The organism is Microvirga sp. GCM10011540, assembly GCF_042650665.1.
In the GTDB taxonomy this organism is placed as follows: domain Bacteria; phylum Pseudomonadota; class Alphaproteobacteria; order Rhizobiales; family Beijerinckiaceae; genus Microvirga; species Microvirga lenta.
The window spans coordinates 179,270-203,059 of the sequence record NZ_JBHSBQ010000024.1 but is presented as its reverse complement, the minus strand read 5'-3'; the positions used below and the strand labels follow the sequence as shown (position 1 = coordinate 203,059).

At 66.2% G+C, this 23,790-nt stretch carries 32 protein-coding genes; 14 read left to right on the top strand and 18 right to left on the bottom strand.

What is annotated here, in order from left to right; genetic code table 11:
• Positions 1-149 precede the first annotated feature (149 nt).
• Positions 150-308, bottom strand: coding sequence for a DUF3309 family protein (locus ACFOYU_RS09470; protein WP_226736327.1), 159 nt, complete (start codon positions 306-308; stop codon positions 150-152).
• Between the two features lie 258 nt (positions 309-566).
• Here ACFOYU_RS09470 and ACFOYU_RS09465 point away from each other — a divergent pair, with 258 nt between their 5' ends.
• Together ACFOYU_RS09465 and ACFOYU_RS09460 are read left to right on the top strand one after the other, a co-directional pair.
• Entirely contained in the window at positions 567-788 is a 222-nt protein-coding gene (locus ACFOYU_RS09465; protein ID WP_226736329.1) for a NepR family anti-sigma factor, read from the top strand.
• The gene (locus ACFOYU_RS09460; protein WP_226736331.1) at positions 785-1,333 is read left to right on the top strand and encodes a sigma-70 family RNA polymerase sigma factor; all 549 of its coding nucleotides are present in this window, start codon (positions 785-787) and stop codon (positions 1,331-1,333) included. The genes ACFOYU_RS09465 and ACFOYU_RS09460 overlap by 4 nt, the downstream gene beginning before the upstream one ends.
• A 15-nt stretch (positions 1,334-1,348) precedes the next feature.
• Here ACFOYU_RS09460 and infA read toward each other — a convergent pair whose 3' ends face one another.
• The 3 genes from infA to ACFOYU_RS09445 all read right to left on the bottom strand — a co-directional run bounded on the left by infA (position 1,349) and on the right by ACFOYU_RS09445 (position 2,381).
• Positions 1,349-1,630 (bottom strand): translation initiation factor IF-1, encoded by a 282-nt coding sequence (gene infA / locus ACFOYU_RS09455; RefSeq protein WP_226736334.1) that lies wholly within the window; start codon positions 1,628-1,630, stop codon positions 1,349-1,351.
• Positions 1,631-1,725: 95 nt separating this feature from the next.
• A complete protein-coding gene (locus ACFOYU_RS09450) occupies positions 1,726-1,935 on the bottom strand; it encodes a cold-shock protein (RefSeq protein ID WP_114770095.1) in 210 nt (69 codons plus the stop codon).
• A gap of 191 nt (positions 1,936-2,126) precedes the next feature.
• Positions 2,127-2,381 (bottom strand): hypothetical protein, encoded by a 255-nt coding sequence (locus ACFOYU_RS09445; RefSeq protein ID WP_226736336.1) that lies wholly within the window; start codon positions 2,379-2,381, stop codon positions 2,127-2,129.
• A gap of 214 nt (positions 2,382-2,595) precedes the next feature.
• Between ACFOYU_RS09445 and ACFOYU_RS09440 the strand changes: the two genes are divergently transcribed.
• The 3 genes from ACFOYU_RS09440 to ACFOYU_RS09430 all read left to right on the top strand — a co-directional run bounded on the left by ACFOYU_RS09440 (position 2,596) and on the right by ACFOYU_RS09430 (position 4,931).
• Complete coding sequence (locus ACFOYU_RS09440; RefSeq protein ID WP_377033315.1) at positions 2,596-3,489, top strand: BON domain-containing protein; 894 nt, start codon at positions 2,596-2,598, stop codon at positions 3,487-3,489.
• 139 nt (positions 3,490-3,628) lie between these two features.
• Positions 3,629-4,003 carry a hypothetical protein gene (locus ACFOYU_RS09435; RefSeq protein ID WP_226736340.1) on the top strand — a complete coding sequence of 125 codons (375 nt, stop codon included), beginning with the start codon at positions 3,629-3,631 and terminating at the stop codon, positions 4,001-4,003.
• Between the two features lie 112 nt (positions 4,004-4,115).
• On the top strand, positions 4,116-4,931 hold the full coding sequence (locus ACFOYU_RS09430; protein WP_226736342.1) for a nucleotidyltransferase family protein: 816 nt from the start codon (positions 4,116-4,118) through the stop codon (positions 4,929-4,931).
• Positions 4,932-4,989: 58 nt separating this feature from the next.
• Here ACFOYU_RS09430 and ACFOYU_RS09425 read toward each other — a convergent pair whose 3' ends face one another.
• Positions 4,990-5,211 (bottom strand): hypothetical protein, encoded by a 222-nt coding sequence (locus ACFOYU_RS09425; RefSeq protein WP_226736344.1) that lies wholly within the window; start codon positions 5,209-5,211, stop codon positions 4,990-4,992.
• Positions 5,212-5,342: 131 nt separating this feature from the next.
• On the opposite strand from ACFOYU_RS09425, the gene ACFOYU_RS09420 reads away from it, so the two are divergent.
• Positions 5,343-5,924: a type 1 glutamine amidotransferase domain-containing protein gene (locus ACFOYU_RS09420; RefSeq protein WP_226736346.1), complete on the top strand. Its 582-nt coding sequence runs from the start codon at positions 5,343-5,345 to the stop codon at positions 5,922-5,924.
• Between the two features lie 76 nt (positions 5,925-6,000).
• On the opposite strand, the gene ACFOYU_RS09415 is transcribed toward ACFOYU_RS09420, so the two are convergent.
• Positions 6,001-7,023, bottom strand: a complete 1,023-nt coding sequence (locus ACFOYU_RS09415) for a Tim44 domain-containing protein (RefSeq protein ID WP_377033314.1) — start codon at positions 7,021-7,023, stop codon at positions 6,001-6,003.
• A 297-nt stretch (positions 7,024-7,320) separates the two neighbouring features.
• Between ACFOYU_RS09415 and ACFOYU_RS09410 the strand changes: the two genes are divergently transcribed.
• The gene (locus ACFOYU_RS09410; protein ID WP_377033313.1) at positions 7,321-8,571 is read left to right on the top strand and encodes a Y-family DNA polymerase; all 1,251 of its coding nucleotides are present in this window, start codon (positions 7,321-7,323) and stop codon (positions 8,569-8,571) included.
• A 24-nt stretch (positions 8,572-8,595) separates the two neighbouring features.
• Here ACFOYU_RS09410 and ACFOYU_RS09405 read toward each other — a convergent pair whose 3' ends face one another.
• Entirely contained in the window at positions 8,596-9,486 is an 891-nt protein-coding gene (locus ACFOYU_RS09405; protein WP_226736353.1) for a branched-chain amino acid aminotransferase, read from the bottom strand.
• Positions 9,487-9,646: 160 nt separating this feature from the next.
• Between ACFOYU_RS09405 and ACFOYU_RS09400 the strand changes: the two genes are divergently transcribed.
• Genes ACFOYU_RS09400 through ACFOYU_RS09390 form a run of 3 tightly spaced genes read left to right on the top strand, consistent with a single transcriptional unit; the run spans position 9,647 to position 12,274 of the window.
• On the top strand, positions 9,647-10,165 hold the full coding sequence (locus tag ACFOYU_RS09400) for a MarR family winged helix-turn-helix transcriptional regulator (protein ID WP_377033312.1): 519 nt from the start codon (positions 9,647-9,649) through the stop codon (positions 10,163-10,165).
• A 34-nt stretch (positions 10,166-10,199) separates the two neighbouring features.
• On the top strand, positions 10,200-10,919 hold the full coding sequence (locus ACFOYU_RS09395; protein WP_226736356.1) for a response regulator: 720 nt from the start codon (positions 10,200-10,202) through the stop codon (positions 10,917-10,919).
• A complete protein-coding gene (locus ACFOYU_RS09390; protein ID WP_226736358.1) occupies positions 10,916-12,274 on the top strand; it encodes an ATP-binding protein in 1,359 nt (452 codons plus the stop codon). Before ACFOYU_RS09395 ends, ACFOYU_RS09390 begins: the two co-directional genes overlap by 4 nt.
• On the opposite strand, the gene ACFOYU_RS09385 is transcribed toward ACFOYU_RS09390, so the two are convergent.
• The 5 genes from ACFOYU_RS09385 to ACFOYU_RS09365 form a co-directional block, all read right to left on the bottom strand.
• The gene (locus ACFOYU_RS09385) at positions 12,275-12,634 is read right to left on the bottom strand and encodes a tRNA-binding protein (RefSeq protein ID WP_226737079.1); all 360 of its coding nucleotides are present in this window, start codon (positions 12,632-12,634) and stop codon (positions 12,275-12,277) included.
• A gap of 21 nt (positions 12,635-12,655) precedes the next feature.
• Entirely contained in the window at positions 12,656-13,357 is a 702-nt protein-coding gene (locus ACFOYU_RS09380) for a TetR/AcrR family transcriptional regulator (protein ID WP_226736360.1), read from the bottom strand.
• Between the two features lie 64 nt (positions 13,358-13,421).
• A complete protein-coding gene (gene proC, locus ACFOYU_RS09375; protein ID WP_377033311.1) occupies positions 13,422-14,252 on the bottom strand; it encodes a pyrroline-5-carboxylate reductase in 831 nt (276 codons plus the stop codon).
• A 71-nt stretch (positions 14,253-14,323) separates the two neighbouring features.
• Positions 14,324-14,824 (bottom strand): YbjN domain-containing protein, encoded by a 501-nt coding sequence (locus ACFOYU_RS09370; protein WP_226736364.1) that lies wholly within the window; start codon positions 14,822-14,824, stop codon positions 14,324-14,326.
• 243 nt (positions 14,825-15,067) lie between these two features.
• Entirely contained in the window at positions 15,068-15,346 is a 279-nt protein-coding gene (locus tag ACFOYU_RS09365; RefSeq protein WP_226736366.1) for an accessory factor UbiK family protein, read from the bottom strand.
• Between the two features lie 136 nt (positions 15,347-15,482).
• Here ACFOYU_RS09365 and lgt point away from each other — a divergent pair, with 136 nt between their 5' ends.
• From lgt to pgeF, 3 genes are read left to right on the top strand one after another with little or no spacing between them, the layout of a single operon-like run.
• Complete coding sequence (lgt, locus tag ACFOYU_RS09360; RefSeq protein ID WP_377033347.1) at positions 15,483-16,349, top strand: prolipoprotein diacylglyceryl transferase; 867 nt, start codon at positions 15,483-15,485, stop codon at positions 16,347-16,349.
• On the top strand, positions 16,346-17,425 hold the full coding sequence (locus ACFOYU_RS09355; protein ID WP_377033310.1) for a class I SAM-dependent methyltransferase: 1,080 nt from the start codon (positions 16,346-16,348) through the stop codon (positions 17,423-17,425). Before lgt ends, ACFOYU_RS09355 begins: the two co-directional genes overlap by 4 nt.
• A 10-nt stretch (positions 17,426-17,435) precedes the next feature.
• The gene (gene pgeF / locus ACFOYU_RS09350) at positions 17,436-18,203 is read left to right on the top strand and encodes a peptidoglycan editing factor PgeF (protein WP_377033309.1); all 768 of its coding nucleotides are present in this window, start codon (positions 17,436-17,438) and stop codon (positions 18,201-18,203) included.
• Here the strand turns inward: pgeF and ACFOYU_RS09345 are convergent.
• Complete coding sequence (locus ACFOYU_RS09345; protein ID WP_377033308.1) at positions 18,193-18,948, bottom strand: SDR family oxidoreductase; 756 nt, start codon at positions 18,946-18,948, stop codon at positions 18,193-18,195. The genes pgeF and ACFOYU_RS09345 overlap by 11 nt on opposite strands.
• A gap of 296 nt (positions 18,949-19,244) precedes the next feature.
• Between ACFOYU_RS09345 and ACFOYU_RS09340 the strand changes: the two genes are divergently transcribed.
• Positions 19,245-20,066: an outer membrane protein gene (locus ACFOYU_RS09340; RefSeq protein ID WP_226736372.1), complete on the top strand. Its 822-nt coding sequence runs from the start codon at positions 19,245-19,247 to the stop codon at positions 20,064-20,066.
• Between the two features lie 58 nt (positions 20,067-20,124).
• Here the strand turns inward: ACFOYU_RS09340 and ACFOYU_RS09335 are convergent, their stop codons facing one another.
• The 5 genes from ACFOYU_RS09335 to ACFOYU_RS09315 all read right to left on the bottom strand — a co-directional run bounded on the left by ACFOYU_RS09335 (position 20,125) and on the right by ACFOYU_RS09315 (position 23,714).
• Positions 20,125-20,730, bottom strand: coding sequence for a glutathione S-transferase family protein (locus ACFOYU_RS09335; RefSeq protein ID WP_377033307.1), 606 nt, complete (start codon positions 20,728-20,730; stop codon positions 20,125-20,127).
• Between the two features lie 64 nt (positions 20,731-20,794).
• Positions 20,795-21,643 carry a 23S rRNA (adenine(2030)-N(6))-methyltransferase RlmJ gene (locus ACFOYU_RS09330; protein ID WP_377033306.1) on the bottom strand — a complete coding sequence of 283 codons (849 nt, stop codon included), beginning with the start codon at positions 21,641-21,643 and terminating at the stop codon, positions 20,795-20,797.
• Positions 21,644-21,653: 10 nt separating this feature from the next.
• Positions 21,654-22,322 (bottom strand): ribonuclease T2, encoded by a 669-nt coding sequence (locus tag ACFOYU_RS09325; protein ID WP_226736379.1) that lies wholly within the window; start codon positions 22,320-22,322, stop codon positions 21,654-21,656.
• Positions 22,319-22,750 (bottom strand): hypothetical protein, encoded by a 432-nt coding sequence (locus ACFOYU_RS09320; RefSeq protein ID WP_377033346.1) that lies wholly within the window; start codon positions 22,748-22,750, stop codon positions 22,319-22,321. Before ACFOYU_RS09320 ends, ACFOYU_RS09325 begins: the two co-directional genes overlap by 4 nt.
• Positions 22,751-22,832: 82 nt before the next feature.
• Positions 22,833-23,714 (bottom strand): extensin family protein, encoded by an 882-nt coding sequence (locus ACFOYU_RS09315; protein WP_377033305.1) that lies wholly within the window; start codon positions 23,712-23,714, stop codon positions 22,833-22,835.
• Positions 23,715-23,790 lie beyond the last annotated feature (76 nt).

Genomic DNA, 23,790 nt, shown 5'->3' with positions numbered 1-23,790 from the left:
TTGCCCGGATGGGCAGGAGGACATGCGGAGTGTCCGCATGCGAAATCCTAGCATGGGCAGGGTTTGATGACTCGGATCTGAACAGGGTAAGCTTAACGGGCGGCCGCAGGCGGACCGGCGCTTCCCGCCTGCCTGCAGCCGCCCTCGTGTCACAGCCGCCCCAGCAGCATCAGGACGATGAGAACGAGCAGGATGACTCCGAGCACGCCGCTGGGCCCATAGCCCCATCCGCGGCTGTAGGGCCAGGCCGGAGCGGCGCCGATGAGGAGCACGATGACGATGATGAGGAGAAGAGTGCTGACTGCCATGTGAGTATCCGTTTCAGGGCACGGAAAGCGGCCGGACACCCGCAGAATGCCGCACTTGCGGGGCGACGGATGCGGGCCCATTCCGTGACAAGGTTGCCTGCCCGGAGAAACTTGGCGGTAAGGATTAAGTTCCCGCGCGCGGCCCCGCGCCCGCGGGAACATCGCTCAGCGCCGAACGTTGTTCCTGCGGCGATTGGGTGCCGCCGTGAGTGCGACCCTGAGACAAGGTCGTTCCCCCGAATGGATCAGGATGACCCAATGGCGAGTAAGAGTCCCAAGAATATGCCCCACCTCGATCCCGATCCCGTCCCGGGCCTCGAAAAGTCCCCTGCGCTCACCCGCTCCGTCCAGGCCCAGCTCGGACAGCGGCTGCGTCAGTTCTATGAATCGCTCGCGCTCGGCGAGCAGCCGGTACCCGACCGCTTCATCGAGATCATCAATCGCTTGGATCAAGGGCAGCCGGAGAAGAAGCAGTCATGAGCATCGACGTCACCCTTCGGGATTCCATACTCAAGGCGACGCCGAACCTTCGCGCTTTCGCGATCTCCCTCACCAACAACGTCGATCGCGCAGACGACCTCGTGCAGGAGACGCTCATGCGCGCGATCTCCAACATCCACCGCTTCCAGCCCGGCACGAACATGCAGGCCTGGCTCTTCACCATCCTGCGCAACCTGTTCCATTCCGAATACCGCAAGCGCCGCCGCGAGGTGGAGGATGCGGACGGGAAATACGCCGCCACCCTCTCCGTTCAGCCGGATCAGATGCCGCATCTCGATTTCGAGGATCTGCAGAAGGCCTTGGCCCGGCTGCCGCACGACCAGCGCGAGGCGCTGCTTCTGGTGGGAGCGTCGGGCTTCTCCTACGAGCAGGCCGCGGAGATCTGCGGCTGCGCCGTGGGAACCATCAAGAGCCGGGTCAACCGTGCCCGGAACCGGCTCGCCGAGCTGATGCACTTCACCGACATGGAAGAGGACATCGGCCCCGACCGCGTCACCCTCTCCGTGGTGCAGGCGGTCGCCTGAGAAAGGCCGTGTCCTTTAGCGACGCCGGAACTGCTGACCGCCACGCTGCGGCGGACGGGGACCGGTCGGAGCGCCAGAATCCTTGTGGCGGAAGATGAGGCGTCCCTTCTCGAGATCGTACGGGGACATTTCCACCGTCACGCGGTCGCCGGCCAGGGTCTTGATGCGGTTCTTCTTCATCTTGCCGGCCGTGTAGGCAATGACCTCGTGCCCGTTGTCGAGCTGCACGCGATAGCGCGCGTCGGGCAGAATTTCGGTCACAAGTCCTTCGAACGTGATGAGCTCTTCCTTTGCCATGCAAAGCCTTTCGTCGTGTAATAAAAAAAGCCGCCCCTTGACCGGAACGGCGACATGCAAGAGGGCGCGACAGGCGCGCCCCCGAGCATTGAACCTTACGCGTTCTGCAGATTCACTGCAGAGGTGCGACCGGTGCGCTGGTCGGTCTGGAGCTCGTAGGAGAGCTTCTGACCCTCGCGCAGGCCACGCATGCCAGCCCGCTCGAGAGCGGTCGCATGGACGAACACGTCCTTGCCGCCGTTGTCCGGCTGGATGAAACCGTAGCCCTTGGTTTCATTGTACCACTTCACGGTTCCCGTTTCCATGGGAATTCCTTTCACTGTCGTTTGCACGTGGGCGGCGTCCGCCCGTTAGTCGATATTGGTAGAGAGAAGCAACGTGCGCCCGGCAGTGCCAAAGCGAAGTAGCCCAGTCGTCCGGCCAAATGTCGATGCGTTTTAAGTAGGGGACGGAGGCTTAAAAGGCAAGGCATCGGCCTTACGCCTCATTGAGTACCTCAAGCATTCCTGATGCTTGAAATCACCGCCTGGAGGGCCTCTTCGCCCCCTTGCGTGAAGCGGATTTCCTCGCCGTCCGCCTCGATCAGACCGCGGTCGCGAAGCTCGGCGACCGCCGCGTCGCTCGCCTTGTGACCGACGCCGTCGCGCTGGACCACGCTCCTCACGGCCTGGCCGCTCGCCAGCTGGTGGTACGCCGCGAAAGCGAAGACGGCCAGCGCGGCCTCGCTCAAGCCCGAAATGCTCTGTGTCATGGATCCTCAACCGGATGCGAGCGGCCCGCGATCGTCGCCGCTCCCGTTCAATGCCTTGGCCCGGCAGGCGTTCAAGCGCGGCCGTCAAAAAAGCGCGCATGGCACCGGGCGGCGCGCAGCGTTTAGGAACCCCGGTCCTTGCGCCTCCGTTGGTCCAGGGCGGCATCCGAAGGCGATGGCCGCCTCCCCTACCAGAACATCGAGGAGCGATTTCATGGCCAACGATCGTTATCGTTATGAGCGGGACCGTTATCGCGATCGGGATACCGGCTGGCGCGACAGGAATGAGGAGCAGGCCTCCCGCGGCCGCTATGCCGGGTACGGCAGCGCCAGCGAGGACGACGGCTACATCGCCCGGCGCGGCTTCGGCAACGACAGGTCGGGCTACGGGGGCGGGCGGCGCGACGACGAACCGGGACGCGAACGGGATTTCGGCGATTCCGCCGGCTACGGAACGGGCGGCTCGGCCCTCGACTGGCGCGAGGTCATGGGCGAGGACACCAGGTCCGACCGTCGCTCCTACGACAGGGTTTTCGGACAGGATCGGGGCCGGGAGAATCCAGGTTACGGCTCCTCCTACCGCCGCGAAGGAGACCGCTCGGACACGGGCTATTTCGGCCGCGGCTCCCGAGATTACAACGAGGATCGCGGGTTCTTCGAACGGGCCGGCGACGAGGTCAGGTCCTGGTTCGGCGACGACGATGCCGACCGGCGCCGGGACACGGACATGCGCCGCGCCGAGTCCCATCGCGGACGCGGTCCGCGCGGCTACCAGCGCTCCGACGAACGCATCCGGGAGGACGTGAACGACCGCCTCACGGACGATCCGCATCTCGACGCGTCCGAGGTCGAGGTGTCCGTCTCCAACCGGGAAGTGACCCTGACGGGCACCGTCAACAGCCGGTTCGAGAAGCGCCATGCGGAGGACCTCGCCGAAAGCGTCTCCGGCGTCACACACGTGCAGAACAACCTGCGCATCCAGCAGGCCGCCGATGCCGGCATCGCCGGCAGCATGCTGTCGGGCGAAGAGAGCCGCTCGACGCCTGCGACAGGCGGTTCCGGCACCGGTACCGCGCGCCGGCGCTCCACCAGTTCGTCGCGCACCTGATCCGCTCGGATGGGGGCGTCCCGGGACGGGATGCCCCCGCCCCCTCCCCTGGGATTCGAGGCTGTGGACCGAACGGAAAGCCCTTGCCTTTCCCTCGCCGGCTTGCAACCCCATATCTGGCGAGGAGGACAAGGACGACATGGCAGGTATTTCCGTCACGCTCGAGGGCGACAACATCCAGCTCGCGTTCCAGAAGGGCGACCAATCGACCGCTGTGGTCATGGACCCGCAGGCGGCGCGCTCGCTCGTGAAGGCGCTGAGCCAGCTTCTCACGGCGATCGGCGAAGGCACCGAGGAAGGCGGCGAGACCACCGAGGAAATGGTCGATGTGACCTCGCCGACCATCGATGTCGGCATGGACGAGCACGGAATGGCCGTGGTCGCGCTTCAGGCCGGATTGCTGCCGCCCTTCATGCTCCGCCTGAAGGACGACGAGGCACGGCACATCGCCACGAGCCTCCTGGAAATTCTCAACAGTCCCCGGGACGTGCGCCTTTCCCTCGGCGGGCACTGAACGGGCGGGTGAAGGCGGGAAGCCTCGCGATTGCGCCTAGAGCCGAGGAACTTCGTAACCGTCATCCGGTTGTCGAACGCAGGCATCACGGACCTTGCTTTGGACAATGTTGATGACGGTTCACCATCCAGACTTCCCTTCGACGGATCAGCAGGGCATTCCGGCTTTCGATGCCAAGGCTGAACCAACGCTGACCTATCCGGAATCCGAGGCCTTCTATGCGGAGGCGCTGCGGGAGCTGAACCAGCTCGGTCTGCCGTTCCTGCTGGCCGGCACCTATGCCCTGTCCGCCTATACGGGGATCACCCGCCCCACTAAGGACCTGGACATCTTCTGCAAGGCCGGGGACTACACCCGCATCCTCTCGCACTTCAAGAATCTGGGGCACGCGGTCGAGATCGAGGACGAGCGCTGGCTCGGCAAGGTCTACAAGGGCAAGTACTTCTTCGACGTCATCTTCGCCTCCTCGAACGGCACGATGCCGATCGGCGACCACTGGTTCGAGCACGCCCGCCAGATCGAGGTGTTCGGCACGCCGGTGAAGATCGTGGGGCCGACGGAGCTCGTCTGGTCGAAATGCTTCATCCAGCTGCGCCACCGCTACGACGGCGCCGACGTGGCGCACACGATCCTCAAGGCCCACGACCAGATCGACTGGCAGCGGCTGCTCGCCTACATGGAGGTTCATTGGGAGGTGCTGCTGATGCACCTGCTGAACTTCCGCTGGATCTATCCCACGGAGCGGGACAACATCCCCCGCTGGGTGATGGACGAATTGCTGGACCGGCTCTCGAAGCAGCTCAACCTGCCCCCGCCGCAGATGAAGGTCTGCCGGGGACGCATGTTCTCCCGCGTGGACTACGAAATCGACGTGAAGCAGTGGGGCTTCGCCGATGTGGGCGGCGAAGGGGAATGGCGCAACGACTGACGCCTGCCGGATTTCGGGCAGGACGCGCCGGCAGCCCTGCCGCCGACGCGTTGCCCCATCAATACCGGGTGCCCGGATTGGTGGGATTGCCCGGAAGATAGTCGGGCTCCGAGCCCGGACCCTTCGGATCGGTGATGCCGGGATCGTTGACGGGGTAAGGCGTACGCGGCCCCGTCGGCCCCTGATCCGGGGTCTCGTCCGGAAGCGGAGCGGGCGGCACCTCGCTGGGCACGTTGCCGCCTGGGATCGGCTCGTTCGTCGGGTTGCCGGGGTTGACCATGCTCTACTCCTCGTTCCGTTGAACCGTTTTCAGGTCAACAGGTCGGGGATGGCCGGGTTCCGCTCATCGCCCCCGGAACTCCCGGATCGCTCGCCCGTTCCCAAGGCATTCCCGAGAAAATGGAGAGCGCTATGCCTGACATCAAACAGGCCAGGATCCTGATCATGGCGACAGACGGCTTCGAGCAGTCGGAACTGATGGTTCCGCAGGAGAAGCTCGCCGATGCCGGAGCAACCGTCGAGGTCGCGGCTCCGAAGTCCCGCATGAAATCCGGCAAGATCTACGGCTGGGACGAGAGCGACTGGGGCAAGACGGTCTCGGTCGACAAGGACATCGAAGATGTGAACCCGGCCGAGTACGACGCGCTCGTGCTGCCCGGCGGCCAGATCAATCCGGACAAGCTCCGCGTGGAGCAGAAGGCCATCGAGATCATCCGCGCCTTCTACTCGTCCGGCAAGACGGTGGCGGCCATCTGCCACGCGCCCTGGCTTCTCATCGAAGCGGGCATCATCAAGGGCAGGAAGTGCACCTCCTACCACTCGATCAAGACCGATGTGATCAATGCCGGCGGCGACTGGCGCGACGAGACGGTGGTGACGGATCACGGCCTCATCACCAGCCGCAATCCCGGCGACCTCGACGCCTTCGTGTCCAAGATCATCGAGGAGATCCGCGAGGGCTCGCATTCTGGACGCCGCATGGCGGCCGAGTAGGCCCGCTAGGCGCGAACGACAAAAAAAAGCGGCCGGTCGAACCGGCCGCTTCTTCATTTCTCGATGTGCCCCGGCATCAGCTCTGCTGGATCGCCGAGAGCTTCCAGGGTCCGCCCTGATCCCTGCGGAAGGTCCAGAGCTCCGTGACCTCCACCGGGTTCGCCGGATCGCCTCCGACCACGCGGCCCGTCGCCTTCTCGGTCATCGCGTCGATCAGCGAGTAGCGCATGGCGACCGTGGCATAATCCGTGCCGCCCTCGCGCCAGGCCTCGGCCAGATCGCCCTGGAGCAGGCGCACGTCCGAGACCGAGTTCTTCAGCCCCTGCGATGCGTTGTCGTTGAGCTCTTCCTGGATATATCCGGCCATCTCGGGCGTCGTGATCGACCAGAGATTGGCCACGTCGCCCCGGGAATAGGATTCCTGGACCTCGATCAGCGCCCGCTCGAAGGCCTCGTAATCGCGCTCGCCGATTCCGATCTCGTCGCGCACGCCCGGGCGAGGCCGCGGAGCCTGCCGTCCGAGCCCGCCGAGGGCGCTGCCCATGCCGCCAATGCCCCCCATGCCGCCGATCCCGCCGGCCATGGGTCCGCGGGGCGCGTCGCCAGGCGCCGAAGAGCGGGCGTAGCCCTGACCCGGTCCGCCATAGGCCGGCTGCTGCTGCCGCCTGCGGAACCAGTTCATGGCGAAGCGGACCAGCAGCACCACCAGGCCGATCTGGAGCAGAAGTCCCAGCATCGAGGCGAGCCCGCCGAGGCCGCCGAAGAAGCCGTTGCCCATCAACAGGCCGAAGAGACCTGCGCCGAAGAGACCGGCCATCAGGCCCGTGCCGAAACCGAAGCGGCGCGGCTGCGCGGCCGTAGGCGCCGGCATGCCCGGACGGTTGACCGTCTGGCCCTGGTTCGGAACCTGCGAGCGCTGGATCGGCGCAGCCGTTCCCGGCGCCGTATTCGTGCTCGGAGGTGCGCTCCAGGTGCGGGCGCCGCGCGATCCGAAACCGCCCCCACGGCCGACGCGAGCCTCAGCCGCACTCCCGGCAAAGACCAGAGCGGCCGCCAGGGCGATCATGACGCGGCTTCGGCGAGAAGCAATTTTCATCATCTGTGTTTCTTTCCATCCCTAGGAGCCGAACGCTCCTTTCCCGATATGTGGGAAGAGTGCCCTCTTTTCGTAAGACCCCTCCGGCCGCCGCCGGCCCGATTTCGGCAGGATGCCGGGAGAATCTCGGATTGTTCGATTCCTGTTCTCCTATAGGAACATTGGGGCCCGAAGCCCTGTCCCAAAAGAAGAAGATTGTCCCGGCGCCCTTCGGCCATCCCCGTTATCCACAGCTGAGCGACTCGACAGGCGGCAATGCGGATGTTCTCTTTTTGTTCGAAAGAGCAGGAGGCGGGCGGGATGCGCAGACCAACGGGCCTGGAGCGGCTTTACGTGGATTTCGACTCCTTCTTCGCCAGTGCGGAACAACACCTCCAGCCCCGCCTTCGCGGCAGGCCGGTCGGGGTCATCCCGGTCGAGTCGGAGCATACGGGCCTCATCGCCGTCAGCCGGGAAGCGAAGGCCCTCGGCCTCAAGCGCGGCACCTTCGTGCGCGACGCGAAGCGGCAATGCCCCGGCCTGGTGCTCGTGACGGCGCGGCATGAACGCTACGTGGACCTTCACAAGAAGATCGTCGAGACCGTCGAGCGGCTGATTCCCGTCAAGGCGGTCTGTTCCATCGACGAGGTGGTCTGTGAGCTCTCCCCCTCCGAGCAGCCTCATGCGGTGGCCCTGGCCAGGCGGGTGAAAGCCGCCATCGCCCGCGAGATCGGTCCTTCCCTCACCTGCTCGGTCGGTCTGGGGCCCAACGAACTCCTCGCCAAGATCGCGGCGGAGATGGAGAAACCCGACGGGCTCGTGGCCCTTCATCCGGACGACCTGCCTGGAAGGCTCCTCTCGCTTCCGCTGAAGGACATTCCCGGCATCGCGAAGGGCAACGCGGCCCGGCTTGCCCGGGCCGGGGTGGGCGACATGGAGGCCCTGTGGCGGCTCCAGCCGAAGGAGATGCGCCGCCTCTGGGGCAGCGTCGAGGGGGAAAGACTCTGGATGGGGCTGCACGGCTATGCGGTGGAGCGGCCCGAGACCCAGCGGCGCATGTTCGGCCACGGGCGCGTCCTCCCGGCCGACTGGCGGCACCTGGGTGGCGCCTATGCCTGCGCCAGGGTCCTGCTCGTGAAGGCGGCGAGCCGCATGCGCCGAGCAGGCTTCGCCGCCCGAGCCCTCGCCCTGTGGCTGACCGACCGGCGCAGCGCCGGCTGGTATGCAGAGGAGCGTTTCCAGCCGACCTGGGACGATCCCTCCCTGCTGGCGCGTCTGGCCAAGCTGTTCGATCTCGCGGAGCGGGAATTGCCGCCGCGGAGCCTGAGCCGCAGCATCCACGTCACCCTGCACGACCTCGTGCCTCTGAACGAGATCGGAAACGACCTCTTCGCCTTCACGCCGGAAGCGCAGCTCAAGCGACGGCTCGAATACCTGTCCCTGCTGGCCGACCGGCTCAACGCCCATTACCGGGGCACCCTGCTGCACTGGGGCCCCTGGACCACCCTTCCGGGCGGCTATGCGGGGGCGAAGATCGCCTTCAACAGGATTCCCGACGCGGAGGATTTCTGATCCTCCGCGTCGGGCGAACGAGAGTCAGGCCGCCTTGGCGGTCTTGGGCTGGACCTCGGCCATGTAGTCCTCCATCAGCGTCTTGGTCATGTTGCCGGGCTGATAGGTGTGGGGGCCGATCTCGGAAACGGGTGTCACCTCGGCGGCGGTTCCCGTGATGAAGCACTCGTTGAAGCTCGGGAGCTCGTCCGGCATGATCCGCCGCTCCGCCACCTCGAAACCGCGGCGCTTGGCCAGGTCGATCACCGTGCGGCGGGTGATGCCGTCGAGGAAGCAGTCGGCGAGCGGCGTGTGGATGATGCCGTCGCGGATGAAGAACACGTTGGCGCCGGTGCACTCGGCCACGCGGCCTTCCCAGTCGAGCATCAGCGCATCCGCATAGCCCCTGCGCTCCGCGCGGTGCTTGGAGATGGTGCAGATCATGTAGAGGCCCGCCGCCTTGGCCGCCGAGGGCGCGGTCGCCGGATCCGGGCGGCGGTACTCCGCCATGTCGATGCGGATGCCCTTCATCTTCTGGGCCGGATCGAAGTAGCTCGGCCATTCCCAGCTGGCGATGGCGAGGTGGATCTTGTTGGCTTGGGCCGCGACGCCCATCATCTCGGAGCCGCGCCACGCCACGGGACGAAGATAGGCATCCTTCTGGCCGTTCTTTTCCAGGACAAGGCGCTTGGCGGCATCGATTTCCGCGACCGAATACGGAATCTCGAAATCGAGGATTTCCGCCGACTTCTTCAGGCGCTCCGAATGCTCGGTCGACTTGAAGATCTCGCCTCCATAGGCCCGCTCGCCCTCGAAGACGCTGGACGCGTAGTGGAGTCCGTGGGAGAGAACATGGAGCTTCGCCTCGCTCCAGGGTACGATCTGCCCGTCGTACCAGATCCAACCGTCACGTTGATCGAAAGGGGTCGCGGACATCGTTTTCTCCTTAAAGTCCGACCTTGTGGCTCACCGGGGTCGTGAAATTTCCGATGCGCTTCCGCGAGATTTGAGTTTCATTCATTTCACAGAAGCGCCTTGACGAGTAACAATCGTCCTGAGATATGTCAACAAGGCTGACTTAAAGTGGATAAGGACGGTGCCTGACGCGATCCCGGCTTTTCGACCCCAGCAGCTCGGCAAGGACATCCTGGCCGAGTCGCCGGCTTACGACCTCATCGAGCTGTTCTTCTTCGCCTATCGGGACTTCGTCAGCGATCCCGACAGGATCCTGGACGAATATGGCTTCGGTCGGGCGCATCACCGCGTCCTGCACTTCGTCGACCGCAATCCCGGACTGACGATCGCGGAGCTGCTCGACATCCTGCGCATCACCAAGCAGAGCCTCAACCGGGTTCTCAAGGAGCTGATCGAGAAGGACTTCATCGAGAGCCGCACGGGCACCTCCGACCGCCGCCAGCGCCTTCTTTACGCTACGGAACAGGGTCACGATTTGGCCGTGAAGCTCGCGAAGCTTCAGACACGCCGGATCATGCGGGCCCTGGCCGATCTGGATTCGGATACGAAGGAGCACGTGAGCCGGTATCTTCTGAGCCTCATCGACCCCGACGACCGGGCTCACGTGGACCGCCTCGTATTCGGAGCGAAGAAAAGCTGATAAGGCGGGGAGGTCCGATAGAAGCGCGAAGCCGATGGAACCAACACGCATCGACATTCCCGACCACGCCCCGCACGTCCTCGTGGTGGACGACGACCGCCGCCTGCGCGAGCTCCTGGCCCGCTTCCTGACCGGTTCCGGCTACCGGGTGACGACGGCTGCGAGCGCCGCCGAGGCGCGGGCCAAATCGGAAAATCTCCTCTTCGACGCCCTCGTGCTCGATGTGATGATGCCCGGCGAGAGCGGCTTCGACTATGCCCGCAGCATCCGGCAGACATCGCAGGTCCCGATCCTAATGCTGACCGCCCGCGCCGACACGTCCGACCGCGTGACGGGGCTCGAAATCGGCGCGGACGACTACCTGCCCAAGCCCTTCGAGCCGCGCGAGCTGCTGCTTCGCCTGGGCAACATTCTCAAGCGCGCCGTGCCGACGGCCGGGAACGGCAACGGCGAGGCGCCCGAGACCATCTATTTCGGCCCCTTCTCCTTCCGTTTCGACCGCGGAGAGCTGCGGCGCGAGGACGACGTCATCCGGATCACCGAGCGCGAGCGGGAGATCCTGACCATCCTGGGCACGCGGGCCGGCGACCACGTGCCCCGCGAGGAGCTTGCCGGCAGCGGCGCCGCCGCTAACGAGCGCACCGTCGACGTCCAGATCAACCGGCTGCGCCGCAAGATCGAGACCGATCCGGCCAATCCCCTCTTCCTGCAGACCGTGCGCGGCGTCGGCTATCGCCTCGTCGTCGATCGATGAAGTTCAGCGCGGCCCTGAAGCACTCGCCTCTCGACTGGGCGGGACGCTGGCTCGGCAGATACCTGCCGAAGGGCCTCTATGCCCGCTCGCTCATCATCATCATCGCGCCGGTCGTGCTGCTGCAGTCCATCGTGGCCTACACCTTCATGGAGCGGCACTGGCAGCTCGTGACGCGGCGCCTGTCCTCGGCCGTCACCGCCGACATCGCCGCGCTGATCGACATCTACGAGAGCTACCCGCAGGACCGGGATGCGACGACCCTGTCGCGCATCGCCGCGGAGCGCCTGCAGCTCGACGTGGACATTCTCCACGACACTGACCTGCCGCTGCCCGGGCCGAAACCCTTCTTCTCCATTCTCGACGAGACGCTCTCCGAGGAGCTGCGCCGCCAAGTCGACCGCCCTTACTGGATCGACACGGTCGGGCGGTCGAGCTACGTGGAGATCCGCATCAAGCTCGACCAGAACAACGTGATGAGGATTCTGGCGCGGCGCAGCCAGGCCTATGCCTCGAATTCCCACATCTTCCTGGTCTGGATGGGCGGGTCGTCCTTCGTCCTGCTCGGCATCGCGATCCTGTTCCTGCGCAACCAGATCAGGCCGATCCTGCGCCTCTCCGAGGCCGCCGAGGCGCTGGGCAAGGGGCGCGAGATCGAGTTCCGCCCGCGCGGCGCGCGCGAGGTGCGTCAGGCGGGCCATGCCTTCCTGGAAATGAAGCGGCGCATCGAGCGCAGCATGGAGCAGCGCACGACCATGCTGAACGGCGTGAGTCACGACCTGCGCACCATCCTCACCCGCTTCAAGCTTTCGCTGGTGTTCCTCGACCAGACGCCCGAGGTCGAAGACCTCAAGCGCGACGTGGACGAGATGAGCCGGATGCTCGAAGGCTATCTTGCCTTCGCCCGCGGCGATGCCGGCGAGCAGGCGGTCGAGACCGACCTGCGCGTGCTGCTGCAGGAACTCCAGTCCGACGCCGAGCGGCAGGGGCACGGGATTTCCCTCGACATCGTCGGCGATCCGATCATCACGGTCCGTCCCGATGCGTTCCGACGCCTCCTCTTCAACCTCGTGGCCAATGCGGCGCGGCACGGGGACAAGGTGGAGATTTCGGCCAATCACGAGACCCGCTGGCTCGTGCTGCACGTGGACGACGACGGGCCCGGCATTCCGGCCGAGATGCGCGAGGAGGTGTTCAAGCCCTTCGTGCGCCTGGACGAAGCCCGCAACCAGGACGAAGGCGGCTCGGGCCTGGGTCTCGCCATCGCCCGCGACATCGCCCGCTCCCATGGGGGCGACATCAGCCTCAGCGACAGCCCCCTCGGCGGATTGCGGGCAACCGTGCGGCTGCCCGCCTGATCAATAGAGGCGCCCGCCCAGCGGCACGTCGCGGTCGGGGCGGACGAGCATGACCTCGCCCTTCTCGTCCGGCACGCCGAGGGTGAGGACTTCGGACATGAAGGGGCCGATCTGGCGGGGCGGGAAATTCACCACGGCCAGAACCTGCTGCCCCACGAGCTCCTCGAGCTTGTGATTGACCGTGATCTGGGCCGACGAGCGCTTGATGCCGATATCGGGCCCGAAATCGATGGTGAGCTTGAAGGCCGGCTTCCTCGCCTGCGGAAAGGCCTCGGCGGCCACGATCCTGCCGACTCGGATATCCACCTTCAGGAAATCGCCGAACGCGATCTGGCCCGATACCGAATTCGCTTGATCCATCATGCCCCCTCCTCCCGCAGCTCAGATGGCGGCTGCGGGGTTGTCCACATCCCCGTCCTCGGGACGCCTGCGCTCGCGCCGGGACGATCTGCGCCCTTCCAGCAGCGCGCGGCCGATGGCCCGCAGCGGCGCCGTGAGACGGCGGACATCCTCGGCCTGCTCCAGCACGCGCTCGCCCCGGCGCAACTCCCTGTCGAGGCGCGCCATGGTCCGTGCGAGGGTCGGATCGTCGTCGTCCAGCCACGTGCGCATGGTGTTGGCGTAAACGAGCACGGCGCCCTGCAGCTTCAGGGCTCCGAGCGGACCTTCCGTCGAGATGCCCGCCGCCGCCAGCATGAAGCGCTGGGAGTTGAGGGAAACCTGGTTGAGCGCAGCCAGGGAGGCCGGATCGTAGCGCAGGTCGCGGGAGATCCGGCGCAGCGCCTCCTTGTAGGGCGCCAGCGCATCGAAGCGGCGCATCATCACGTCGAAGATCCGCTCCCGCGCCGGCTCGCCGGCGAGATCGTCCGTCGTTCCCTCCAAGACCTGCTTGTCGATCTGGCGGGAGAGCGCTCCCAGCACCGCGCCCTTGGACGGGAACAGATCGCGGAATTCCGCCAGGGAGACATCGGCCGCCTGGGCGATGTCGTTGAGCTCGATGTCGTTCCAGGACCGCTTCGCGGCGAGATCCATGAGGGCGTCGATGATCGCCTGTCGCTTGTTGGTTGAAGCTTCCGCCGGCATGGCATCCTCCTGAAAACGGGCCTGGGGAGTATCTAGGCGCTCGTCGCGCCGTTGACATCCACCGTCAGCCGGACAGCTCCTCCGCACGCCGCTTTGCCGCAGCCACGGCCTCGCGCATGAGCGCCCTGAGGCCGCCCGGATCGGCCATGAGAACCTCCAGGGCCGCCGCCGTGGTGCCGCCGGGCGACGTCACGTTCTGGCGCAGGGTCGCGGGCGGCAGATCGCTTTGGAACAGCAATTCGCCCGCGCCCGTCACGGTGGCCCGCGCAAGGCGCTGCGCGAGTTCGGGCGGCAGGCCGGCCGCGGCGCCCGCTTCGGCAAGGCACTCGACGAGGTGGAAGACGTAGGCCGGTCCGGAGCCCGAAACCGCCGTCACCGCGTCGATCAAATCCTCGGTGTCCAGCCACTCGACGATGCCGTTGCTCCGCAGCAGGGCATCGGCCATCAGGCGTTGCGCCTCGGTCACGTCGGAGCTCGCGGCAGCGCCGGTCGCGCCACGCCCGATGCTGGCCGGCAGGTTCGGCATGGCGCGCACGACCGCCCTTGCCGCCGGCATGCGGCTGCGCAGATCGCCCATGGTCTTCCCGGCGAGAATCGACACGATGAGGGTGTGAGGTCCCACAAGGCCGTTCAGGCCCGGCGCGGCCTCGTCCAGCATCTGCGGCTTGATCGCGAGCACCAGCACATCGGGCGCCGAAGGCGGATTCGCGGGATTGAGCGCAAGGCCCCTGTCGGCGCACAGGCGCGTCATCTCCTCGGAAGGTCGCGGATCGATGACGGTGACGCCGGCGGGCTTCATGCCGACGGAAAGCCATCCCTCCAGCATGGAGCCGCCCATTTTTCCCGCACCGACGAGAACGAGGGACGAGGGCAGATGGTGAGCATCGATGGGCATGGAGAACCTGGCGGGGATGATGGCGGAGGCCGCACTCTATCCACCTCCGCCCGGCCCTGTCGAGGCTCGGATCAGGCCTCGCCTTCGGTTTCGAACAGCACGCTGTCGAGGGCCTCGCGGGCCGACTTGCCGGCCCAGATCACGAACTGGAAGGCCTGGAAGTAGCGCTCGCACGCCTCCACCGCGACCCGCAGCATGGTCTCGCACTGGCCGTGGGTCGGATCGGCGCCGCCCGCCAGAAGCAGGGCATGGCGGAACATCACCACGTTCTCGGAGCTCCAGAGATCGAAATGTCCGACCCAGAGCTGCTCGTTGATGCGGGAGATGAGCTGAAGAACCTCCTGCCGGCGCCGCTCCGGAACCTTCAGGTCGAAGGCGCAGGCGACATGGAGCGCCTCCACGTCCTCGATCCAGGTGAAGGCGACGTGATAATCGGCCCATTGCCCCGACACGGAGACGGACATCTCGTCCGTCGCCGCCCGATCGAAGATCCACTGACGCAGGGACGCGAGCCGCTCGACCACGTCGAGCGGGTGTTCCATGCGATCAATTTCGAAGTGAAGTTGCGACATATCGATCCAAAGGGCTTGGACACTGAATACTGAAACATATTCAGGCAATAGCATTACGTAGATTCAGGGATAAGTCAGATTCTATCCTGCCGAATACGTTCGGTATTCAGCAGCCTCGTCCGCCCCAACCACGAATCAGCTCATGAATCGACAGTCTTAGATTTTGGCCCGGGCCACAATGCGTCGGTATGACCTGTCCACAACAGGCGGTTTCACCTGAAGGAGTAATGCAATCGAGTTGCGTCAGGCCGTGGTCGGAGGCGTGGCGCCCGACTGGTCCAGCTTCGCCTCGAGGGCCTTGATGCGGGCCTCCAGACGCTCGTTCTCCTCGCGGGCGGCGGCGACCATGTCGCGCAGGACGTCCACCTCTTCGCGGGTGGCCACGTCCATGTCCTTGATGAAGCGCTCCATCTGCCCCTTCACGATGGTCTCGACCTCCCGCCGGACCCCCTGGGCTGCGCCGGCCGCATCGGTGGCGAAGCGGGCGAGTTCGTCGAAAATCCGGTTGGAAGACTGGGTCATGATGGGGTCCGCGATCATTCAGGGCAGGCCGGGGCCTCGGTGGTTCACACATGGGCGCATTCGCGCGAAACTGCAACAGGGTTGACGATCCGGGTTCTGCGGGTCCAATGGCAGCGTGTTCGATCAAGGCGTGCCGATGGCCCTTTCTGCCCTTTCCTTCCCCATCATCGATCCCGTCGCCATCAGCATCGGTCCCATTGCGATCCGGTGGTATGCGCTGGCCTATGTGGCGGGCCTCCTGGGCGGCTGGTTCTACGCCAAGCGGCTGGCGGCCCGCAGCGCGTACTGGGGTCCCCTGCGCCAGCCCCAGCCCGTGGACATCGACGATCTGATCGTCTGGGTCGCCCTCGGCGTCGTGCTCGGCGGGCGTATCGGCTACGTGCTGTTCTACAATCTGGGCAATTATCTGGCCCATCCGCTCGAGATCCTCGCCGTCTGGCGCGGGGGCATGTCGTTCCACGGCGGGTTCGCGGGCGCGGTCCTGGCGATCGTTCTGTTCTCCCGCGCCCGCAGCCTGAATCCCCTGGCGATGCTCGATCTCGCCGCCATCGTGACCCCCATCGGCCTGTTCTTCGGGCGCATCGCCAACTTCATCAACGGCGAGCTGTGGGGCCGCCCGGCGCCTGATTTTCCCTATGCGGTGGTCTTTCCCCATGCGGGCCCGGTGCCGCGCCACCCGAGCCAGCTCTACGAGGCGTTCGGGGAAGGGCTGGTGCTCTTCCTCGTCATGATGTGGGCCGTGCGCCGCTTCGGCTTCCGCCGCCCCGGGCTCCTCGGGGGCATCTTCGTGCTCGGCTACGCGGTCGCCCGCATCGTCTGCGAGTTCTTCCGCGAGCCGGATGAGCAGCTCGGATTCCTGTTCGGATCCTCCGTGCAGGCGCTCGGCGGCGGCATCACCATGGGCATGCTGCTCTCGGTTCCCATGGCGCTCGTCGGTGCAGCCTTCATCTGGTTCGCGGCGCGCGGGTACACGCGCCCCGCCGCCACGCCGGAGCCGGCGTGAGGCCGCTGGCGGACCGTCTGCGCGAGCTGATCGCCCTCGAAGGGCCGATCACGGTCGAGCGCTACATGGACCTCTGCATCCGGCACTACTATGCCGGTCGCGATCCGCTCGGCGCGGCGGGCGACTTCACGACGGCCCCCGAGATCAGCCAGATGTTCGGGGAGCTGATCGGCCTGTGGATGCTGGAGGTCTGGCACGGCATGGGCCGCCCGGTCTCCTGCCGCCTGGTCGAGCTCGGCCCCGGGCGCGGCACCCTCATGGCCGACCTGCTGCGCGCATCGCGGCTCCTGCCCGACTTCCGCTCCGCGGTCTCCGTCCATCTCGTCGAGACGAGCCCTGCCCTGCGGGAGCGCCAGCGTGCAGCCCTGCGGGCATCGGGCTTCCGGATCGAGTGGCATGACCGCTTCGGGGAGGTGCCTCCCGGCCCCGTCCTTCTCGTCGCCAACGAGTTCTTCGATGCCCTTCCCGTGCGCCAGTTCATGGCCACCGAGCGCGGCTGGTGCGAGCGCCTCGTCGGCCTGGAGGAGGATCGGCTGATCTTCGGCCTTCGCGCCGAGCCCGAGAAGGAGCTGGGGCGCCCCTTGCGCCTCGGCGACGTGCTCGAATGGCCGGCGGCCTCGATGGAGGTCGCGAAGGCGCTCTCTCGCCGCCTGGCCCAGGACGGAGGCGCGGCCCTGATCGTCGATTACGGCTACGAGGGCCCCGCCTTCGGCGACACGCTGCAGGCGGTGAAGGATCACGCCTATGCCGACCCTCTCGCAGAGCCCGGCGAGGCCGACCTGACGACCCATGTGGATTTTCAGCGCATTGCCCAGGGCGCATCGGACGAGAAGGTGCGGGTCCACGGTCCGGTCACGCAGGCCGACTTCCTGCTGGCCCTCGGCATCGAGGCGCGGGCGGCGGGGCTGAGGCAGAAGGCGACGCCCGCGCAGGCGGCCGACATCGACCGCGCTCTTGCGCGCCTGACGGAGCGCGGACCCAAAGGCATGGGAGAGCTCTTTAAAGTTTTGGCGCTAGCCCATAATGACCTTGAAGCCCTGCCCGGGCTGCCCGCCCGCTCCCCCCTCTCGGCATGAACCGGAAGCCATGTTCATCGAAGCTCCTGAACTCGCTGCTTATCCCAATCTTCATCATGCCTTCTTCACCCGCCGCGGCGGCGTGTCGGAGGGCATCTATGCATCGCTGAACGGTGGTCTGGGCTCGTCCGACGATCCGGCAAGGGTGGCGGAGAACCGTCGTCGCATGACGGACGAACTGGGTCTCGCCCCTGAGGCGCTGATCAGCGTCCATCAGGTGCATTCGGCCGATGCGGTGATCGTCGAGGGCCCCTGGACCGGCGAGCGGCCGAGGGCCGACGGCATGGCGACCTCGATCCCCGGACTGGCTCTCGGCATCACCACGGCCGATTGCGGCCCGGTGCTGTTCGCCGATCCGCATGTGGGCGTCATCGGCGCCGCCCATGCGGGCTGGCGCGGCGCCTCCTCGGGCGTGCTGGAATCCACCATCGAGGCGATGGAGCGGCTCGGCGCCCGGCGCGAGAAGATCGTCGCCGTGCTCGGACCCACCATCAGCCAGGCGGCCTACGAGGTCGGCCCGGAATTCGTCTCCACGCTCACCGGCCTCGACGCGGAAAACGAACGCTTCTTCGTGCCGAGCGAGCGGGAGAACCATGCCATGTTCGATCTTCCCGGCTATATCGGCATGCGCCTCGAACTGGCGGGAATCGGCGAGTTCGCCAATCTCGGCCTGTGCACCTATTCCGACGAGGAGCGCTTCTTCAGCTATCGCCGCACGACCCATCGCGGCGAGCCCGATTACGGGCGGCTGATCTCGGCCATCGCCTTCACTCCCTGATGCCGGCCACGTCCGGCGTCTCCCAGGCCAGGTGCTGGCCGCCGTCGACGGCGATCATCTGGCCGGTCACGCTGCGGGCGCGCGCCAGGTAGAGAACCGCGTCGGCGATCTCGTCCGGCGCGCTTCCGCGCCCGAGGAGCACCGCCCGGCTCTGCTTCGCGAAGTCCTCATCCTCCTGCCGCTCGTTCGCCAGCGTCGGCCCCGGGCCGACGGCATTGACGCGGATTCGCGGCGCCAGCGCCTGCGCCATCGTCTGCGTTGCCGTGAAGAGGGCGGCCTTGGTCAGGGTGTAAGAGAAGAATTGCGGCGTCGGCTTCCAGACGCGCTGGTCCACGATATTGACGATGCAGCCATCCCGGTCGGCGGGCAGCTGGCGGGCGAAGTCCTGCGCCAGGAAGGCCGGGGCTCGCAGGTTCACGGCGAAGTGCCGGTCCCATCGGGCATGGGTGAGGCTTCCGACCTCGTCGGGCTCGAACTCGGAGGCGTTGTTGACGAGAAGGGTCAGGGGTCCCAGCGCCCGCGCGGCATCGTCCACCAGCCGGCCGACGGCCACGGAATCCGCCAGATCCGCCCGCACGACGGCGGCCGAGCCGCCATCGGACCGGATCCGCGCGGCGAGATCCTCGGCCTCCCAGGTCGAGCGGTTGCAATGGATGGCGACGGCGTAGCCCTCCCGGGCGAGCCGCTCGACGATGCGATGGCCGATCCTCCGTGCCGCTCCGGTCACGAGCGCAGTCTGCATCATGGTTTTCCTTAAGGGCCGGTTAGGGTGTGTGTCGAAAGCACAACGGGTGCCCCGAAAAGAACATTTTCGATTTTGGCCGTCGAACAAAAAATCGAGCTGGGCGTTTGGAGTCGCAAGCGATGCCAAAGGGGAATAGCACGCAATCAACCGCCACAATGCTGCCATAGTGCCTTCGCGCGCTGTGGTTGTCATGTCACAGCCCTCATGCGGCTCTCGCTCTATAACAGACGTGTTGTCTGACTCGGCCTCGGGTTCTCCAGGGTCGTGTAGGCCAGGACATCGATAGGAATGTAATTATGAAGAAACTTCTTCTCGCCAGTGTTGCCCTTTTCGGCTTTGCCGGCGTTGCCTCGGCTGCGGATCTGCCCGTCCGGACGGCTCCTCCGGCTCCGATCGTTGCAGCTGTTCCGATCTTCACCTGGACCGGCTTCTACGTGGGCGTGAACGCCGGCTATGGCTGGCAGGATAACAACCAGAACTCCGTCTTCGTGCCTGCCGGCACCTTCGCGGCGCCCTTCGCCGGCGCCAGCGGCGTCGTCGCGTTCGGCGACGAGAGCGGCGACGGCTTCGTCGGCGGCGGCCAGATCGGCTACAACTATCAGTTCGGCTCCTTCGTGGCCGGTGTCGAGGCCGACCTGCAGTGGGCCGATCTCGGTGCTGACCGTGGCCTGGCCACCTTCCCGGGCACCTTCCCGCCGAGCTTCGTCGCGGCCGGCACGGCTGGCGGCATCGACTGGTTCGGCACGGTCCGCGCCCGTCTCGGTGTGGCCTTCGACCGCGCTCTCATCTACGCCACCGGCGGTTTCGCTTACGGCGGCGGCGACACCAACGATGAGTTCAACGGCATCTTCTTCAACAACAACGGCAACAACGACGTGCGTACCGGCTGGGTGCTCGGCGCGGGCATGGAATATGCCTTCACCAACAACCTGACGGCAGGCATCGAAGGTCTGTGGGTCAACCTGAACGGCGACAACAACGGCACCTTCGTCGGCAGCTACGTTCCGGCCGCGGGCGCCGACCGCACGGCGGTGTTCGTGCCGGGCGCCGACAACGACGACGACGCCGACTTCTTCGTGGCGCGCGCCAAGCTGAACTTCAAGTTCGGCACCTACTAAGACCTGCCGTTTCGGCAAACGGAAAGGCCCGGGGAAACCCGGGCCTTTTTGTTGTGCCTTACGCCGGCATCTTCGTCTTACTGAAGGCCGGAACGCGCGCCTCGAAATCCGCCAGCCAGGCGACCAGCCTGGGATAGGTCTGCCGCCAGCTTCCGCCCATGCGCAGGTCGAGATAGCCGAGGGCGCAGGCCAGGGCGATGTGGCCGATATGAAGGTTCGCGGAGGGGGTCGAGAAGTGTTCCTCCGCATAGTCGAGGCCGCGCTGGACCTTGCCGACCTGATGCTCGACCCATTTCGGCTCGCGCTTGTCGTCGGACCGCCAGCGGCCCTCATAGACCTGCAGCAGCGCCGCATCCATGATTCCGTCGGCGAGAGCCTGCTGGCGCAGGGCGACGAACCTCTCCCAACCGGTCGGCAGGATCCGCCCGCCGCCGGCAAGATGGTCGATATATTCCACGATCACGCGCGAGTCGTAGAGGGTCTCCCCGTTCTCCAGGACGAGCGTCGGGATTTTCCCCAGGGGGTTCTGCTGGCGCAGCGTGTCGTCCGGGTTGGTCGTGTCGGCCTCGACGGCTTCGATACGATCCGACAATCCGACGAGCGACGCCGCGATCTTGACCTTGCGGCCGAAGGGAGATGCGGGAGAGGTGCGAAGAGTGAGCATGCGAGACATCCTGCCAAAGGAACGGATGCCTTCATGACCGCTCGGCGCTCGGGCAGCAACGGATTTATGCCGCCTGTCCGAAGTTCTCGCAGCGATAGCCGCCGTAGCGCCCCCGGGACAGGCGCTCGGCGAGAGCCGGCAGAAGAACTTCCGCCTCCTTCTGCAGGGCCCAGGGAGGATTGAGCACGAAGAGGCCGCTGCCGTTCAGGCGGGTCGGATCGGCCGGATCGTCCACGAGCAGTTCGAGGCGAAGGCCCGGACGCGGGCTTTCCGCGTGGAGCCGTGCGGCCACCGCATCCACGGGCTCCAGCGCCTTGATCGGATACCAGCCGGCATAGACTCCGGTCGGCCACTTCCTGAGAGCCGTCAGCAGTTCCGTGCCCAGGCGCTCCAGCTCGTTCGGCTTTTCGTAGGGCGGATCGATCAGCACGAGCCCGCGCTTCTCCTTCGGCGGGATGAGCGCGTGCAGCGCGGTCCAGCCGTCGAGATGCATCACCTTCAGATTCGCGACCGCGTTGAAGGCCTCGCTCAGAACCGCGTGATCCGCCGGGTGAAGCTCCACGAAGACCCCGCGATCCTGCCGCCGCAGGAGCTCGCGGACGATGGCGGGCGAACCGGGATACGCGGTCTCGCCATGCCGCGCCCGCACGTCGGCCACCACCTTGCGGTAGGGCTCCAGCACCTCCTCCACGTCGGCGGAGAAGGGATCGTCGAGCCTGCCGATTCCGTCGACCCACTCCCCCGTGCGGCCGGCCTCGTCGCCCGCGAGATCGTAGAGCCCGATCCCCGCATGGGTGTCGACGACGCGCAGAGGCGTCTCCTTGCGCTGGAGATAGGCGAGGATCCGCACCAGGAGAGCGTGTTTCATGACGTCGGCGAAATTGCCGGCGTGGAATGCGTGACGGTAATTCATAACCCGTGCCTTATCGGACCGGCGGGATCGTAACCTCGCCGGCGCGGCAGCCGCTTCGGTCGACCTCGGGACAGGTGCGGAAGCCGCGCAGGTCGCGGTCGAGGCAGATCCGGACCTCCTGAAGGACGCGCCGGCCGCACGACACCGCGATCATATCCGGGCGCAGGTTGGGATTGGCTGCGGCAAAGGCCCGCTCGACCTCCACCGGCATGACCTTGGCGCCGGACGTCACATTGCTGAAACTGTCGGGGATCCGCACGAGCTCCCGTGCACGCCGCACCGCCCGGAAGTAGCCGCTCGGGCTTTCCCCGGTGCAGGTCCCGTGCTTGCGCCACTGATAGCGGGCCAAGTTGTCGTCAGGGAAAAGCCCGCTCGCCTCCTCGACCGCCGCGCGAGGAGCGAAGCGCCCGCCGGGCTCGCAGAAGCTCGGATATCCCTGCTCGTTCTGCGGCCACAGGCCATGAACCACGAAGCCGAGGCCGCTTCCCTCGTCGCATTGCCGGCGCTTGCCGGCGCTGCCGCTGGTTTCGCAGAAACCGGGCGACCAGGACAGGGCGAGGACGTAGAAGTCGAAGGCGCCCGCCGGGGCGCCCCTCACCTCCCGCACCGGCTGCGCCGTGGCGGGAAGCACCGCGAGCCACAAGGCGCCTGCCAGGGCCAGGCACCGGCGACGGATCAAGGCATGGCCTGCTTGCAGTGCGGCGCGTAGGCGTAGTGACGGTCGAGGCCGTCGACGCAAAAGTCGGTGCCCCAGCCGATGCCGATGAACCCGAGCTGCTCGCCGATCGAGTAGTTGATGCGCCGCTTATAGCCGTCGGACACGATCACGGTCCCGGAGCAGAACCGGCGCGGAATGTAGTCCAGCCCCCAGGGGCGCCAAGCGACCTGCTGCACCCGCTCGAAACCGACGATCGACAGGCTGGAATTCCAGAACCGGCGCTCGCGGGTCGCGAAGGTCGACGAAATGTCCTGAAGCACCGAAGGATCGCTGCACGCCGGTAGGCTGGCATAGAAAGGGTGATCGCGCCGCTCGGCAGGCGTTACCTCACGAGCCAGCGCGGGCGCGCTCAACAGCGCGCAGGTTAGGAAAGCCGCCAGCCACTTCATCGTCCATGCTCCAACAGATCCGTTGACCTCATTCTCGACCATGTGGGCGGCGCGCGACAAGGTCAAGGCTCCGCTTGCTGGTTTAATAGATTCCCGAGCCGGTCAGGGCGAGCGGCTGGCCCGCCTGCGGTCTCGCATAGCCCGGCGGCGCATAGGTCTGGGCGGGAGCCTGTTGCATCGGCGCCCTGGGATATCCGGCTCCGGACGGCGGCAGATCCGCGGAATATCCTCCGGGAATGGGCGAGGCGGCGGAGTATCCCTCCTGCGGCACGTCCTGCTCCATGTCGATGGGAGCCAGGTAGGATGGCGCCGCGGCCTGATAGACCTGCCGGCTCTGTTCGGGATCGATTCGCGGCTCGAATTTGAGGATCGGTTTGCAGATGCGCCGCTGGCCCTTGGGATCGTGGCGGGCGAGGTCGATGTGCAGGTGATCGTAATGGAAGGCATCCGAGCCCGGGCCGAGAACGGTCGTGAAATAGCGGCAGGCGCCGACGAAGACCTCGCGCAGGAACTCCTGCTCGGCCGGGCTTCCCTTCCAGCCCTTCACCACCGTGACCTCCCGCCCGTCGGCAAGGGCGAAGCCCATCACGTCGAGGGCATTGCCGAAGGCATGTTCGGAATATTTCGCGCCCCGCTGGTTGTTGCGCGGACGGCAGGAATAGGAGCCCGCCTTCAGGTCGGCGAGCGGAATGCCGAAATACATCATGGCGGCAGGCTTCACGATCTCGTCCAGCCACGCATCGATGCGGGGGATGATCGGACAGGCCAGCGTCACCTTCGACTTCAGCCCCACGGAGCCGTTGGTGAAGGCCGAAACCTTGAACGGGTAATCCATTCCGCAGACGCCGGGGCCGTCGATCTTGGACGACAGGGCCATATAGGCGGAAGGCTGAACCATCCGCTGAGACAGGCACGCTTCCTCGGCCTGCGCACGCCAGGGCTCGCGCTGTTCGAAACGGAACAACCCGCACCCCGTGAGCCCAAGTCCGACAAGCGATAGGGCGAAAAACGCAACGAACCCATGACGCATGGCGGCAGAC

Bases quoted from the DNA above. Each gene is read 5' to 3' on its own strand.
- ACFOYU_RS09335 (WP_377033307.1), bottom strand. From the start codon at position 20,730: ATGCTCACTCTTCGCACCTCTCCCGCATCTCCCTTCGGCCGCAAGGTC.
- ACFOYU_RS09380 (WP_226736360.1), bottom strand. From the start codon at position 13,357: ATGCCGGCGGAAGCTTCAACCAACAAGCGACAGGCGATCATCGACGCC.
- ACFOYU_RS09345 (WP_377033308.1), bottom strand. From the start codon at position 18,948: ATGATGCAGACTGCGCTCGTGACCGGAGCGGCACGGAGGATCGGCCAT.
- ACFOYU_RS09460 (WP_226736331.1), top strand. From the start codon at position 785: ATGAGCATCGACGTCACCCTTCGGGATTCCATACTCAAGGCGACGCCG.
- ACFOYU_RS09435 (WP_226736340.1), top strand. From the start codon at position 3,629: ATGGCAGGTATTTCCGTCACGCTCGAGGGCGACAACATCCAGCTCGCG.
- ACFOYU_RS09420 (WP_226736346.1), top strand. From the start codon at position 5,343: ATGCCTGACATCAAACAGGCCAGGATCCTGATCATGGCGACAGACGGC.
- lgt (WP_377033347.1), top strand. From the start codon at position 15,483: ATGGCCCTTTCTGCCCTTTCCTTCCCCATCATCGATCCCGTCGCCATC.
- ACFOYU_RS09430 (WP_226736342.1), top strand. From the start codon at position 4,116: ATGACGGTTCACCATCCAGACTTCCCTTCGACGGATCAGCAGGGCATT.
- ACFOYU_RS09410 (WP_377033313.1), top strand. From the start codon at position 7,321: ATGCGCAGACCAACGGGCCTGGAGCGGCTTTACGTGGATTTCGACTCC.
- ACFOYU_RS09470 (WP_226736327.1), bottom strand. From the start codon at position 308: ATGGCAGTCAGCACTCTTCTCCTCATCATCGTCATCGTGCTCCTCATC.
- ACFOYU_RS09395 (WP_226736356.1), top strand. From the start codon at position 10,200: ATGGAACCAACACGCATCGACATTCCCGACCACGCCCCGCACGTCCTC.
- ACFOYU_RS09370 (WP_226736364.1), bottom strand. From the start codon at position 14,824: ATGTCGCAACTTCACTTCGAAATTGATCGCATGGAACACCCGCTCGAC.
- ACFOYU_RS09330 (WP_377033306.1), bottom strand. From the start codon at position 21,643: ATGAATTACCGTCACGCATTCCACGCCGGCAATTTCGCCGACGTCATG.
- pgeF (WP_377033309.1), top strand. From the start codon at position 17,436: ATGTTCATCGAAGCTCCTGAACTCGCTGCTTATCCCAATCTTCATCAT.
- ACFOYU_RS09445 (WP_226736336.1), bottom strand. From the start codon at position 2,381: ATGACACAGAGCATTTCGGGCTTGAGCGAGGCCGCGCTGGCCGTCTTC.
- ACFOYU_RS09365 (WP_226736366.1), bottom strand. From the start codon at position 15,346: ATGACCCAGTCTTCCAACCGGATTTTCGACGAACTCGCCCGCTTCGCC.
- ACFOYU_RS09465 (WP_226736329.1), top strand. From the start codon at position 567: ATGGCGAGTAAGAGTCCCAAGAATATGCCCCACCTCGATCCCGATCCC.
- ACFOYU_RS09390 (WP_226736358.1), top strand. From the start codon at position 10,916: ATGAAGTTCAGCGCGGCCCTGAAGCACTCGCCTCTCGACTGGGCGGGA.
- ACFOYU_RS09450 (WP_114770095.1), bottom strand. From the start codon at position 1,935: ATGGAAACGGGAACCGTGAAGTGGTACAATGAAACCAAGGGCTACGGT.
- infA (WP_226736334.1), bottom strand. From the start codon at position 1,630: ATGGCAAAGGAAGAGCTCATCACGTTCGAAGGACTTGTGACCGAAATT.
- ACFOYU_RS09385 (WP_226737079.1), bottom strand. From the start codon at position 12,634: ATGGATCAAGCGAATTCGGTATCGGGCCAGATCGCGTTCGGCGATTTC.
- ACFOYU_RS09425 (WP_226736344.1), bottom strand. From the start codon at position 5,211: ATGGTCAACCCCGGCAACCCGACGAACGAGCCGATCCCAGGCGGCAAC.
- ACFOYU_RS09405 (WP_226736353.1), bottom strand. From the start codon at position 9,486: ATGTCCGCGACCCCTTTCGATCAACGTGACGGTTGGATCTGGTACGAC.
- ACFOYU_RS09440 (WP_377033315.1), top strand. From the start codon at position 2,596: ATGGCCAACGATCGTTATCGTTATGAGCGGGACCGTTATCGCGATCGG.
- ACFOYU_RS09340 (WP_226736372.1), top strand. From the start codon at position 19,245: ATGAAGAAACTTCTTCTCGCCAGTGTTGCCCTTTTCGGCTTTGCCGGC.
- ACFOYU_RS09320 (WP_377033346.1), bottom strand. From the start codon at position 22,750: ATGAAGTGGCTGGCGGCTTTCCTAACCTGCGCGCTGTTGAGCGCGCCC.
- ACFOYU_RS09415 (WP_377033314.1), bottom strand. From the start codon at position 7,023: ATGATGAAAATTGCTTCTCGCCGAAGCCGCGTCATGATCGCCCTGGCG.
- proC (WP_377033311.1), bottom strand. From the start codon at position 14,252: ATGCCCATCGATGCTCACCATCTGCCCTCGTCCCTCGTTCTCGTCGGT.